This window comes from Pseudomonas savastanoi (genome assembly GCF_020917325.1).
Taxonomy (GTDB): domain Bacteria; phylum Pseudomonadota; class Gammaproteobacteria; order Pseudomonadales; family Pseudomonadaceae; genus Aquipseudomonas; species Aquipseudomonas amygdali.
In genome coordinates, this window is the sequence record NZ_CP076652.1 from 825216 (window position 1) to 837944 (window position 12729).

Sequence of the window (12729 nt, forward strand, 5' to 3'; positions counted from 1 at the left end):
GCTGCCTACCCGCACAACGCAACATCACGCTTCGTGTCCTCTATCCTGACCCGTCCAGTCGGCGCAACAATCACGCGATAGTTGCTGACCGGCTGGTCGTTGAGGCACACATGCAGCGTGCCGTTGGTTCTGTTGCGCAAGTTGCCCAGACCGTTGAAACTCAGTCGCTCCGTCACTTTCTGGTTGCCGACCACGCGGGTCATTCCGCCATTGGCGCGCTCTACAAGCAGCGTATCGTTTTCGTCGGGGCCTTTGCCGTCCAGGTCGAGTATGATCCGCCAGCCGTTGCTCCAGTCATCTTCAATGGCATGAATCGTCACAATCTGGTTGCGCGTTATAGCGGCGACTCTTGCCGAACGGATACCGCTGGCCAGTTCCTGAGCGGCGGCGAGCCCGCGACTGGATTCGATCAGTTGCTTGAAAGAAGGTGTTGCAACGTTGGCCAGAATGCCGATCAGTGCAACGACGATCAATAATTCGATCAGTGTGAACCCTGCATGCCTCATATGCTTTCCTCCCTGGAAACCTCGGTTTCAGAACCCTGCGGGCGTTCGTCGTCACAAAACAACCGTACGTCCCGCTATGGATTTTCCTGCGGCATTGCTGCCTTATAGTCGTAACGTCTAGGAGACACTCAATGCGTCATATAGCCAAGGGATTCAGCCTCATCGAATTGTTAGTCACTGTGTCCCTGGTGGGCATCATTGCGGCTATCGCTATACCGAGTTTCACCAGTTCCATTCAGAGCAACAAGGCCGACACCGAGCTCAGCGATTTGCAGCGGGCGCTCAACTATGCGCGACTTGAGGCGATAAACCGGGGAGTGGCGGTGCGTATAGCGCCGACCAGCGGGACGGCGTGGACCAACGAATTGCAGGTGTATCTGGTTTCCGATACTCAGACGACGCCCACTGCGCTGCGAAAAATAGCGGCCATGAGCAGCGGCGCCACGCTGGTGGCCGATAACAATGCCACAGCAATTGATTTCAACAACCTGGGCGCGCTCATTGCCCCGGCTGCGGCGGTGACCATGACTTACACCCGAGGCACCATTAGCAAAACCATAAAGGTCTGTCTGACCGGTCGTATCACCTTGGGTGGAGGCTGCTAATGGCTGGTGAAACCCGATATCGCCAGACCGGTATGACCTTGATCGAGGTACTGGTCTCGGTACTGATCCTGGCGATTGGCCTGCTGGGGGCCGCCGCCATCCAACTGAACGCCCTCAAGTACACCGACAGTTCGACCCTGAGAAGCCAGGCCAGCTTCATTGCCTATGACATGATGGATCGTATTCGCGCCAATGTTGATGGCAATGCCAGTGCCAACGGCTCGACCAACGTACTGGCGACCTATGCCTTGGCGAATCTGGCAGCGGCACCAGTTGCCAATTTGAACAAAGCCCGGGATCAGGATCTGTATGACTTCAGTAACAACATAACCACGTTCGCAGGCGCGAGCGGCACGGGCAGCATAGACGTCAGCAATGCCCCCGCTGTCACTATCACCATCGGCTGGAGTGACGCACGTGCCACGGGGGCTAGCGATAACGCCATTAGCAACACAGCGGCAACGGCAGCCGGGCAAGTGTTTGTTTTGACCTCGCGTGTAGGGGTCAACCCATGAGGACGTTCTCCAAAGGCTTCGGGCTGATAGAAATCATGGTGGCGCTGGTGCTGGGGCTGGTGGTCAGTCTGGGCATCATCCAGATATTCTCGGCCTCAAGAGGCACTTATCAGAGCCAGAACGCCGCCGCACGCATGCAGGAAGATGCGCGCTTCATACTGAGCAAGCTGATTCAGGAAATCAGGATGTCCGGGATGTACGGCTGCCTGGATTATAAAAACGTCACGCCTGTTTCTCCGGCAATCGCGTGGCCCACTGCACTCACCACTCCGATTCTATGGGATAACGCGAGCAAAACGCTGACGCTGGTGACTGCGGACGTGGGGACGGCTGGCAGTACTCCGACCTGGACAATCATTTCCGACTGCCAGACAACGACTCAGCTTTATTCCGGCGCAAGAACACCTGGTACCGGGCAAACGGCGTTTCCAATTCGCCAGTGGATTTACGCCTTCAGCGGCACCGACCTGACGATCAGGCCCGGGAACTCGACTACGCCGCAGCCGCTGTTGCAAAACGTCGCTGACTTTTCCGTTTCCTTTGGCATGGCAGGTAATCCGATGTCCTACACCTCGGTTATCACCGCGGCCAATGCGCCTGACATACGCAGCGTGCGTATCAGCCTGACAATGCAGGACGGCCAGAACGGCATCGTCAAGAATCAGCAATACAACGTCGTTGCTTACCTGCGTAATCGCTTTTGAACGGGCCCGGCATGAACAGAACCCTGTGTTTCAAGTTGCAAAACACTTTTCCTGCCAGGCAGCGCGGTATGGTGCTGCTGGTCAGTCTGGTGTTTCTGCTGCTGCTGACACTGCTGGGTATTTCTTCCATGCAGAACGCAACGTTGCAGGAGAAAATGTCGGGTAGCGTGACGCTGCGCAATCAGACCTTTCAAAGGTCCGAAGCTGCGCTAAGGCTGGGTGAGTCTTCGATCAAGGTGGCCGGGTACACGCTGGCCAAGTGTACAAACTGCGCCCCACCCGCTGAATCAGCCACGCTGACCGCTGCGGGAGTGGGGGCGTCCGGGGTGAGCTGGCTGGCAGCAGCAGGTGGCGGTTTTTACGGTGTACAGAATCTGGGGACCACGGCGACACCTATCAGACGTCCTCCCACCTGCACCGGTACGGTAACGTTGTACCGTGTGACATCAGTCGCTATTCAAGGCACGTCGCGCACTGTGCTGGAGAGTATTTATGCCAATTGCTGAGAAACTACGTCGCAGCCTGAAGTATCTCGGCGGTGCGCTTTTGGCTTTTTATGCCCTTACGCCTGTGTATGCGTTCACGCCAGCCCAAGTACCGTTGCTAAGTGCGTCGGCCGTGCCGCCCAACCTCATGCTGCTGGTGGATAACTCCGGGAGCATGTACAACATCATTTGGGCCGCCGGGTTTGATCCGACGGTGACCAATCGTCCGTCGATTATCTATGCGCAGCCAGGGTCATGCGGTCTTTTTAACTGCAGAGGCGTCTCCATTCAGGGCGACGATACGCTCTCTCTGGACTCTGCCGGGCCCTACACGTGCAGAAGCGATTACACCTACGTTGCGCGTGACAACGTGGGTTACTGCCTGAAGTTGCCCGATCCGGCCAGCAACGAAAGCACCACTCGCTACACTGCAGATTACCTCTCTTATCTGGTTGACCTGACGCGGGCCGCCAACACAACTACCAAAGACTTCACCGTCAATAACATCATTCCCAACGATTACCGTATCAATGTCGCGCGCAACGTTTCATTGAACCTCGTTGCCAACAACAAATCCCTGAGAATCGGTCTGGCCGGGTTCAACCCGCCGACCAACGCTGATCCCGGGCGTGGAGGGAAGATTTCCAGACCTGTTGCAGACCTGTCCCCTGTCGCCAGTAACCCTTACAACAACGGCGGTGTCAGCCAGGCTGATGCAAACGATAATGTCACTGCCCTCAATGCGGCCATCAATGCACTGCGAGGCGACTCCAATACGCCGTTGGCCGAAACGTATTATGAGATAACCCGCTACTTTCGGGGCATGACCCCGTATTACGGTTATAGCGGGGCACCGACGACCTACACCAGCCCTATACAGTACCGGTGCCAGAAAAACTTTGGCGTGGTGATCACTGACGGCTTGCCGACATACGATCGGACGTTCCCGACCAACGATCCGGAGGATGTACTCAATACCTCACGCTCACTGCCCAATTGGGACTTGAATGCGGCCAATGACGGGGCCAATCTTAATGGTGATGGTGAGGGCGATACGCTTTATCTGGACGACCTCGCCAAGTTCGCCTATGACATCGACATGCGAAGAGCGAGCAGTACACCTGCCACTGACCTGACCAAGAAAAGTTGGGACACAGACGGCTTCTCTCAACAGAACATGACTACCTACACCATTGGTTTCACAGCCGCCAACCAGATGCTGATAGACGCTGCTGACAATAATCATGGGCACGGCAAGTATTTCCAGACCAATGACAGCGCCGGTTTGAACAACGCCTTGAACCTCGCATTGAGCGATATCTATGCCAAGGCCGGTTCGGGCGGCGGTGGCGTGGCAAACTCGTCTACCCTTCAGGCGGGCAGCCGCTTCTACCAGACGCTTTATGACCCGACGGACTGGCATGGCACGATCAAGGCTTACAATCTGGACGCTACGACAGGAGCGCTGAGCGCCCCTGTCTGGACCACCGATACCACGATCACCAGCAGCACCCAGGCGCCTGTGTTCGAGTCATGGAGCACAGCGGCGACGCCGACGAAAATCACTCTGGATTTTCTGAATTTCACGCAGGCTCAGCGTGATGCTTTCACGGCAACATTGCCGACCGGAGTGACCGGCGCGGAAGTTATTGCCTGGGCCAAGGGCACGGCCAATGCCAAGCTTCGTACCCGTACCGTGCTCCTGGGCGATATCGTCAATTCATCACTGGGCGCAGGGCTGCCGACAGAGAAAACGGCTTCTGACCTGCTCGGAGACACCACGTACACCACTTACCTGTCTGCCAAGTCCAGCAACATGAGTTCCAGTCTGCTGGCCAACGCCAACGATGGCTTCTTCAATGTGATCGACGCCAGCTCCGGTGCGCGTAAATACGCGTATATGCCGTCCACGTCTCTGAGTTCATTGGCGACCATTTCATCCTCTTCCTACGGTTCCGGCGTTCACCGTTTCACGGTGGATGGTCAGATTGCAGTCTTCGATACGCAGGCATCCGCAGGGAGTGTATGGCGCACGGTGGCGTATTCCGGGCTGGGCGCTGGCGGCAAGGCTTTTTTTGCGATCAAGCTTTTCGAAGGTTCGGCAGACAGCATCGGGGCATTGTGGGAGGTCAAGGCTCCCGACACTTCAGACACCAACAACAAGTTCAACAACCTTGGATACACCTACTCCAAGCCGGATGTAGCACGTATGGCCGATGGCACCGGGATCGTTGTTGTGGGCAACGGTTACGGCAGTTTTACCGGGAGGGCGTCTCTGTATGTACTCAACGCCAACACCGGACAGTTCATTGCCGAAATTCCGACTCCGGTCACTGGCAGCGAAACGGATAACGGGTTGTCTTCGGTGAAACTTCGGGTCAATTCGCAGAATGTCGTTCAAGCAGCCTATGCGGGCGATCTCAAGGGCCGCCTGTGGAAGTTCGACATGAGCGGGGCCGCAGCATCCAGCTGGAAAGTCGCTTTCAATGGCTCACCCCTGTTCACTGCACCTCAAGGCGCCAGTCAGTCGATTACCGTCCAGCCCTTGTTGCTGGACCATCCACTCAACGGCAAGATCGTGTATTTCGGTACCGGGAAATTCAGCGAAACTGCGGACAAGCAGACCAGCTCGTTGCAGGATTTCTATGCCATCTGGGATGGCGACAACGGTTCAGGCAACATCGTTGAGGCCAATCTGCAGCCCCAGGCCATTAACGGGACGGTAGTCGGAAGTGGCAATACGTATTACACCACGACTTCCAATGATGTGGATTGGGGCACCAAGAAAGGCTGGTACCTGCCGTTGGCAACCACGGCCCCCTATGTCGGCGAGCGGATTATCTATCCGGCACAAACCTCTCGCGGTCGTATCATCTTCACCACGGCAGCCGTCAACTCTACCGACCCTTGCGAAAGCACCGGGACCGGGCGCTTGTTCGAGCTGAACGCCGCGACTGGCAGCATGCTTAATTACCAGGTACTGGATACCAACAATGACGGCGATATCAACTCTTCGGATTTGATCATTGGCGGTCTCGGTATCGGTACCGGTATCCCGGTAGTGGCTTCTATCGTTGCCGGTACCAATGGGGCCAACGATAACAAGTACGTGATTGACTCCAGCGGCGGCGAGCCCACCAAGCTTAATGAGAAGGGCGGCAGTGCCAACGTCTTCCAACGCATCATGTGGCGACAAATCCAATAGGGAAACTAGACATGCGAGCGACATCCAGGGGCTTTACGTTGATCGAACTCATGATCGTCGTGGCGATTGTCGGTATTCTGGCGGCCATCGCGTATCCCAGCTACACCGAGTACGTGAAGCGTACCCAGCGGTCGGCGATTGCCAGCCTGCTGTCAGAGCAGACCCAGGCGCTGGAGCGCTTCTATTCGCAAAAGGGAACTTATGCCGATTACAAGGGTGTGGTTGCCAGCAATGCGTACTACACGATTAATTCGGTCCTCAACGCCACCGACTTCACGCTGACAGCAGCCCCAACCCCAGGCACGCTGATGGCCGGTGACAAGTGCGGCAGTTTCGTGATCACCAGCACTGGTGCGCGCAGCAACACTGGCGCTACCTCGGGCGTGACCACCAAAGATTGCTGGGGCCGCTAAAACCGTTTTCCTTGTCCCGAGACCAAGATGTCCAAGCAAAAAACAGTCATTGTAGGCGGTGGCGTCATAGGTCTGCTGACCGCCTTCAATCTCGCCTCCGAGCAGGTCAGCGTCGTGTTGCTGGATCGTTCGGGCGTTGGCCAGGAGTCTTCCTGGGCGGGCGGCGGAATTGTTTCGCCGCTTTACCCGTGGCGCTACAGTCCGGCAGTCACCGCGTTGGCGCACTGGTCGCAGGACTTCTACCCGCATCTCGCCGAGTGCTTGCTCGCACAGACCGGCATCGACCCCGAAGTTCACAAGACAGGCCTGTACTGGCTCGACCTTGACGACGAACAAGCCGCGCTTGAATGGGCGGTGCGCGAGAAACGCTCATTGACCAGTGTCGATATCTCGGCGGTGAATGATGCCGTACCGGTTCTGGGGGAGGGCTATTCGCGGGCCATCTACATGGCCGACGTGGCCAACGTGCGCAACCCCCGGCTGGTCAAATCGCTCAAGGCTGCCTTGCTGGCGATGCCCAATGTCGAGATTCGCGAGCAGTGTGAAGTCAGCGGTTTTGTGCGCGAGGGCAGCAGGGTTTCAGGCGTGAGCACACCTTCAGGCGATGTAACCGGGGATCGGGTGATTCTGGCGGCGGGCGCGTGGAGCGGTGAACTGCTCAAGACCCTTGGTCTGGACCTGCCGGTCGAGCCGGTAAAAGGCCAGATGATTCTCTACAAGTGTGCGTCGGACTTCCTCTCCAGCATGGTGCTGGCCAAAGGGCGCTACGCGATCCCGCGCCGTGACGGCCACATACTCATCGGCAGCACCCTGGAACATGAAGGGTTCGACAAGACCACCACGCATGCCGCGCTGGAAAGCCTCAAAGCGTCGGCCATCGAATTGCTTCCGGAGCTGACCAACGCTGAGCCTGTCGCTCAATGGGCAGGCCTGCGTCCCGGCTCGCCCGAGGGCATTCCGTTCATCGGGCCGCTGGCCGGGTTTGATGGCCTGTGGCTCAACTGCGGTCATTACCGCAACGGCCTGGTGCTGGCGCCTGCCTCGTGTCAGCTACTCACCGACTTGCTGCTGGGCCGCAAGCCGATCATTGATCCGGCGCCCTATACACCTTCAGGGCGTTTGCATTTTCCGACTGACTGAACTCAGGCAGGCTGTGTCTCCAGGCGTCGCCCGCTGCCATCCGGCCTGATCCTGAACCAGATCGAGTACATGGCCGGCAAAAACACCAGGGTCAGCACCGTACCCGCAAAGGTGCCGCCGATCAGCGTGTAGGCGAGTGTGCCCCAGAACACCGAATGGGTGAGCGGGATAAAGGCCAGAATGGCGGCCAGCGCTGTCAGTATCACGGGGCGCGCACGTTGTACGGTGGCCTCGACCACCGCTTGAAACGGGTCGAGCCCCGCCTGTTCGTTGTGGTGTATCTGGCCGATCAGAATCAGCGTGTTGCGCATCAGAATGCCGGACAGTGCGATCAGCCCGACCAGCGCATTGATGCCGAATGGCTGCTGAAAGAGGATCAGCGTAGGCACCACACCGATTAGCCCCAGCGGACTGGTCAGGAAGACCATGACCATGGCGGATATCGAACGCACCTGAAGAATCAGGATGATCAGCGTGACTGCCAGCATGATCGGAAACAGTGGCAACATCGCTGTCATGGCCTTGCCGGACTCCTCGATTGAACCTGCCTGCTCGACCCGGTAACCGCTGGGCAGCTTGTCGATGATCGGCTGTAATTGCCGGGTTATGGCTGTCGACACATCCGGTGGTTGCAGGCCGTCGGCGATGTCGCCCCGCACAGTGATGGTCGGCGTGCGGTCGCGTCGTCGCATCAGCGGTTCCTCCATGCGCACATCAACGGTACCAATCTGCGACAGCGGAACACGTTGCCCATCGACGCCGGTGAGGGTGAAGTCCATTATCTTCGCCGGATCAAGTCGGGTTTCGCCAGCCGAGCGGGCGACGACCTGCACGGTGCGAATATCCTCGCGCACTGCCGTGACGGGCAGACCTGTCAGGAGAAACTGCAGTTGCTGAGCGACCTGGCTGGAACTCAGCCCCATGGCCTGCATACGGTCCTGTTGCAAAGTGAAATGCAGCGCCGGAGTACGTGTGCCCCAGTCGGTATTGACGGTGCGCATCATCGGGCTGGCGTTCAGAACCTGTTGCACCTGCGCCGCAATGCTGCGCAGTGTTTCCGGGTCGCGTCCGGCAATACGGTAGGCGACGGGGTAGGGCGAATAGGGGCCGAAGACCAGTTGCGTGACCCTTACCTGTGCCTCTGCAGCCAGCCCCTCGGAAATAGCCTGGCGCAATCGGTGTTTCAGCGCTTCACGCTGTTCCTGGCTGTCAGTGCGCACTACGATCTTGGCGAATGACGGGTCAGGCAATTCCGGCCCCATCGCCATGTAGAAGCGTGGTGCACCCTGACCAATGTAGGCGGTAACGATCCCGGCTTCCGACTGCTCGGCCAGCCAGCTTTCCACTTTTGCAGCGGCCGCACTGGTTTGAGAGATCGAGGTGCCATAAGGCATCTGCAGTTCGATCAATACTTCAGGACGATCGGACACTGGAAAGAACTGTTTCTTGACCAGTCCCATGCCAATCACGGCCAGCACAAAGAGCCCGATGACCGAGCCTGCTACCAGCCATTTGCCTGCAATGACGCGCGCCAGAATCCGACGGAAGCGGTTGTAGCGCGGCGTGTCGTAAAGCGTTGCGTGTCCGCCTTCGACCTGCTTCACCTCAGGCAACAGTTTCACGCCCAGATACGGGGTGAAAAACACGGCGACCACCCACGAGGCAATCAGCGCGATACCGACGATCCAGAACATATTGCTGGTGTATTCGCCTGCCGTGGAGCGCGCGAAGCCGTTAGGCATGAAGCCGACAGCGGTGACCAGCGTGCCGGATAACATCGGCGCGGCGGTGTGGCTCCAGGCATAGGCAGAGGCAGCGACGCGGTCGTATCCTTCTTCCATCTTCACCACCATCATTTCGATGGCGATGATCGCATCATCTACCAGCAGCCCGAGTGCCAGGATCAGCGAGCCCAGTGTGATCCGGTCGAAATTCTTGCCGCTCATGGCCATGATTACGAAGACCACCGCCAGGGTCAGCGGGACGGCGGCAGCAACCACCACACCGACACGCCAGCCCATGCTGATAAAACAGACCAGCATGACCACCAGCAGTGCGACGAAGAACTTGATCATGAACTCATCGACCGCCGAACTGATATTGACGGCCTGATCCGTAACCTTGCTCAGGCTCATGCCCAGTGGCAGTTCGGCGTTGATCTTGCCCACTTCCTGGTCCAGTGCCGTTCCCAGGTCCAGCCCGTTCCAGCCATCGCGCATGACGATCCCCAGCAGCAGCGCAGGCTCGCCGCCGTTGCGAATCATGAACGTCGCCGGATCTTCGTAACCGCGCTTTACTGTGGCAATGTCCGCCAGCTTCAATGTCCGGCCCTGTGCCACAACAGGTGTGTCGCGGATTTTCTGCAGCTCATCGAAAGCGCCGTCGAGCCTGATAAATACCTGCGGTCCTCGGGTTTCGACCGAGCCCGCGGCAGTCAGCGCGTTCTGGTCATTCAGCGCGGCGAATACCGTCTGAGGGCTTATTCCCAGCGTTGCCAGTCGCTCGTGAGAGAACTCGACGTAGACTCGTTCGGGCTGCTCACCCACGATATTGACCTTCTTCACTCCCGGCACATGCAGCAAGCGCTGGCGCAGCGATTCGGCGTCACGCGCCAGTACGCGCTGCGGCTCGCCTTTGGCCTTCAGTGCGAACAGCGCGAAGGTGACGTCCGAATACTCGTCGTTGACCATCGGCCCGATAACCCCGGACGGAAGCGTCATGGCCTCGTCACCGATTTTCTTGCGCGCCTGGTAAAACTCATCCGGCACTTGCGACGGCGGCGTGCTGTCGAGCAGAGTCAGGGTGGTGAATGCCATGCCCGGTCTGGTGTAGGTTTCAGCGCGGTCGTACCAGCGCAGCTCCTGAAGGCGCTTTTCAATCTTCTCCGCCACCTGATCCTGCATCTCCTGGGCGGTTGCTCCCGGCCAGACGGACACCACGGTCATTACCTTGACGGTAAATGCCGGGTCTTCGGCCCGGCCCAGTTTGAAAAAGGCAATGATCCCGGCCAGCGAAATCAGGCAAACGAGGAACAGGGTAATCGAGCGCTCGCGGACGGCCAGCGCTGACAGATTGAAACGGTCATTACTCATGGGCGCGCGCTCTGTGCCAAAGCCGCTTGAGCGGTCACTCTTACTTGCTGGCCTTCGTGCAGAAGGTGCGCGCCAAGTGCGACTATTCGTGTGCCTGGCTTGAGCTGCGTACTGATGCTGGCTTGCTCGTCATCAAGCTGCTGAACCACTACTGGCGTCCAGTAAACCTGTGCTGGTTCCCCTTGAATGACCCAGATGCCCGGTCCCTTGCCTGCGTCATACAGCGCGCCGATTGGCACCCGCAACGTGCTTTGCCCGGCGCTATCTGCACTGGGGATTTTCACGGTGATGGTGGTGCCCAGCGGGGCATTTGCCATCTCGCCTTCCAGTATCCAGCGTGCTTCAAAGGTGCGGGTCTGACGGTCCGCAACGTCCGACAGCTGTCGCAAGCGTGTCGTGGCGCTGATGTCCTGATTGCCGAACAGCGTGGCCTGGGCGATAGAGCCGATACGGGGGCGCAGGTTTTCCGGAAGTTGAATAACCGCTTCACGCGGTCCGGCGTGGGCCACGCGTACCACGGCTTGCCCTGCACTGACGACCTGACCGGGCTCAACGAGGGTTTCCATGACAATGCCGTCGGCATCCGCCACAAGGTCTGCGTAGCGAGTTGCATTGAGAGCAACTTCTGCCTGCGCTTCGGCTGCACTGAGTCGAGCTTTGGCCGAATCAGCCGTCGACTTGATCTGGTCGTAGCTTGACGCTGAAATGGCGCCACTGCTGCGCAGGCTTCGGTAACGTATCTCTTCGTCTGCGGCCTGCTTTGCCTGGGCTCTGGCCGCATTCACTGCTTCGCGTTGGGCGTTGGCAGCGAGCTTCAGGTCGGCTGGGTCGATACGCATCAACGGTTGACCGCGCTTGACGGCCTGCCCGGTATCGACAAACCGCTCCAGCACCTTGCCGGACACCCGAAAACCAAGGTCGCTTTGCACCCGCGCCGCCACGGTTCCGGTGAAGGAACGGGGCTCCAGGCCGGCCTCCTGGAGGCTCGCAACACGTACCAGTGGCGCTTCTGTGCGCGGGTCCGCTGGCGTTTTTTCGTTGCAGCCGGTCAGGACAGCCGGCAAAACACTGGCGAGAGCAAGCAAAACGAATCGGTGCCGGAGCATGGGAATCTCAATGTGCAGTGATCAGTGTCTGCACTTTGATTCCAGTGACCAATTTAGTCAATAGTCACAACTGTTGTTTTGTTAAGGCGACAGGCTGCGCAGCACCAGGCTGGATAACTGACTCGGCCCTTCGTCGGTGTGCTCGAAGCTGTATTGCAGCAGCAGCGGGTTGATGTAGGGGCGCATGATCAGATAGATCGCCATGACCGTTTCATCAAGAGGCGTCTTGCGCTCGAAGTCGCCGGTCTGTCGGCCTTCCTGCAGAATGTCCCGGAGAGTGGCCTTGAGGTGTTCCTCGTAAACCAGCGTCGCCTGCCAGCGTTCGGTAGCTGCCGATGTGGCGATTTCGTACAGCTTGCGGTCCTGCGAAAACAGGCGAATGCTGGCCTCAACGACTGATTTGAACATGCGTCGCAGCTTTTCCGGTGGCTTGTCAGTTTGGCTGATTGCAGCGCTGACTTCGGCCTCGATTTCACTCAGGCAGTGGGCGCAGATCATCTCGCCGATGGCCTGTTTGGACTCGAAGAATTTGTAGATGTACGCCTTGGAAAAACCGATAGCCCTGGCGAGATCGGACACGGTGGTCTTGCCGTAACCGTACTGGCTGAAATGTTCGGTGGCCGCAATCACGATCTGATCACGAATCTCATGGTCCACCGGACCACGGCCTGCTGCGGGATTGCTGATGTTTTTGCTCATGAGGCGGAGCTTACTGACATTGGAGTAAGTGGACAATAAGTGACATTGTTGGGAATTGGTCACGACCATTACGCTCTCAACGCATGCGACATCCAACCGGGATAGGACGCAGAGCGTCCAGAAACGCATGCCGACGCGAAGCGTCGCACGATAGTGGAGATTATCGTTGCCCAGACACTTATCGTTCCTCACGCTCCAGCGTGGGAATGCCTGGGGTGACGCTCCGCGTCACAAATCTGCGCTGCGCCGCCTATTCAGG

11 protein-coding genes are annotated in these 12729 nt (G+C 58.2%); 7 read left to right on the forward strand and 4 right to left on the reverse strand.

The annotated features are described in order from the left end of the window. Positions 1-5: 5 nt before the first annotated feature. Positions 6-506, reverse strand: a complete 501-nt coding sequence (locus tag KP808_RS03575; RefSeq protein ID WP_230017453.1) for a GspH/FimT family pseudopilin — start codon at positions 504-506, stop codon at positions 6-8. Positions 507-637: 131 nt separating this feature from the next. On the opposite strand from KP808_RS03575, the gene KP808_RS03580 reads away from it, so the two are divergent. Genes KP808_RS03580 through thiO form a run of 7 tightly spaced genes read left to right on the forward strand, consistent with a single transcriptional unit; the run spans position 638 to position 7573 of the window. Further along, a complete protein-coding gene (locus tag KP808_RS03580) occupies positions 638-1111 on the forward strand; it encodes a GspH/FimT family pseudopilin (RefSeq protein WP_230017454.1) in 474 nt (157 codons plus the stop codon). Continuing rightward, positions 1111-1626, forward strand: coding sequence for a type IV pilus modification protein PilV (gene pilV / locus KP808_RS03585; RefSeq protein ID WP_230017455.1), 516 nt, complete (start codon positions 1111-1113; stop codon positions 1624-1626). The genes KP808_RS03580 and pilV overlap by 1 nt, the downstream gene beginning before the upstream one ends. Continuing rightward, the gene (locus KP808_RS03590) at positions 1623-2330 is read left to right on the forward strand and encodes a PilW family protein (protein ID WP_230017456.1); all 708 of its coding nucleotides are present in this window, start codon (positions 1623-1625) and stop codon (positions 2328-2330) included. Before pilV ends, KP808_RS03590 begins: the two co-directional genes overlap by 4 nt. Positions 2331-2341: 11 nt before the next feature. Next, a complete protein-coding gene (locus KP808_RS03595) occupies positions 2342-2836 on the forward strand; it encodes a pilus assembly PilX family protein (RefSeq protein ID WP_054994861.1) in 495 nt (164 codons plus the stop codon). After that, positions 2823-6020 (forward strand): pilus assembly protein, encoded by a 3198-nt coding sequence (locus KP808_RS03600; protein WP_230017457.1) that lies wholly within the window; start codon positions 2823-2825, stop codon positions 6018-6020. Before KP808_RS03595 ends, KP808_RS03600 begins: the two co-directional genes overlap by 14 nt. 11 nt (positions 6021-6031) lie before the next feature. Next, the gene (locus KP808_RS03605; protein ID WP_230017458.1) at positions 6032-6433 is read left to right on the forward strand and encodes a type IV pilin protein; all 402 of its coding nucleotides are present in this window, start codon (positions 6032-6034) and stop codon (positions 6431-6433) included. A gap of 27 nt (positions 6434-6460) precedes the next feature. After that, positions 6461-7573, forward strand: coding sequence for a glycine oxidase ThiO (gene thiO / locus KP808_RS03610; RefSeq protein ID WP_230017459.1), 1113 nt, complete (start codon positions 6461-6463; stop codon positions 7571-7573). A gap of 2 nt (positions 7574-7575) precedes the next feature. On the opposite strand, the gene KP808_RS03615 is transcribed toward thiO, so the two are convergent. The 3 genes from KP808_RS03615 to KP808_RS03625 all read right to left on the reverse strand — a co-directional run bounded on the left by KP808_RS03615 (position 7576) and on the right by KP808_RS03625 (position 12470). Then, positions 7576-10665: an efflux RND transporter permease subunit gene (locus tag KP808_RS03615; protein WP_230017460.1), complete on the reverse strand. Its 3090-nt coding sequence runs from the start codon at positions 10663-10665 to the stop codon at positions 7576-7578. Next, positions 10662-11771 carry an efflux RND transporter periplasmic adaptor subunit gene (locus KP808_RS03620; RefSeq protein WP_058408735.1) on the reverse strand — a complete coding sequence of 370 codons (1110 nt, stop codon included), beginning with the start codon at positions 11769-11771 and terminating at the stop codon, positions 10662-10664. The genes KP808_RS03615 and KP808_RS03620 overlap by 4 nt, the downstream gene beginning before the upstream one ends. Positions 11772-11852: 81 nt before the next feature. Continuing rightward, a complete protein-coding gene (locus KP808_RS03625; RefSeq protein ID WP_058408762.1) occupies positions 11853-12470 on the reverse strand; it encodes a TetR/AcrR family transcriptional regulator in 618 nt (205 codons plus the stop codon). Positions 12471-12729: the final 259 nt, after the last annotated feature.

Coding starts and splice junctions, on each gene's coding strand:
- KP808_RS03625 (WP_058408762.1), bottom strand. CDS start 12,470: ATGAGCAAAAACATCAGCAATCCCGCAGCAGGCCGTGGTCCGGTGGAC.
- KP808_RS03600 (WP_230017457.1), top strand. CDS start 2,823: ATGCCAATTGCTGAGAAACTACGTCGCAGCCTGAAGTATCTCGGCGGT.
- KP808_RS03580 (WP_230017454.1), top strand. CDS start 638: ATGCGTCATATAGCCAAGGGATTCAGCCTCATCGAATTGTTAGTCACT.
- pilV (WP_230017455.1), top strand. CDS start 1,111: ATGGCTGGTGAAACCCGATATCGCCAGACCGGTATGACCTTGATCGAG.
- KP808_RS03605 (WP_230017458.1), top strand. CDS start 6,032: ATGCGAGCGACATCCAGGGGCTTTACGTTGATCGAACTCATGATCGTC.
- KP808_RS03575 (WP_230017453.1), bottom strand. CDS start 506: ATGAGGCATGCAGGGTTCACACTGATCGAATTATTGATCGTCGTTGCA.
- KP808_RS03620 (WP_058408735.1), bottom strand. CDS start 11,771: ATGCTCCGGCACCGATTCGTTTTGCTTGCTCTCGCCAGTGTTTTGCCG.
- thiO (WP_230017459.1), top strand. CDS start 6,461: ATGTCCAAGCAAAAAACAGTCATTGTAGGCGGTGGCGTCATAGGTCTG.
- KP808_RS03615 (WP_230017460.1), bottom strand. CDS start 10,665: ATGAGTAATGACCGTTTCAATCTGTCAGCGCTGGCCGTCCGCGAGCGC.
- KP808_RS03595 (WP_054994861.1), top strand. CDS start 2,342: ATGAACAGAACCCTGTGTTTCAAGTTGCAAAACACTTTTCCTGCCAGG.
- KP808_RS03590 (WP_230017456.1), top strand. CDS start 1,623: ATGAGGACGTTCTCCAAAGGCTTCGGGCTGATAGAAATCATGGTGGCG.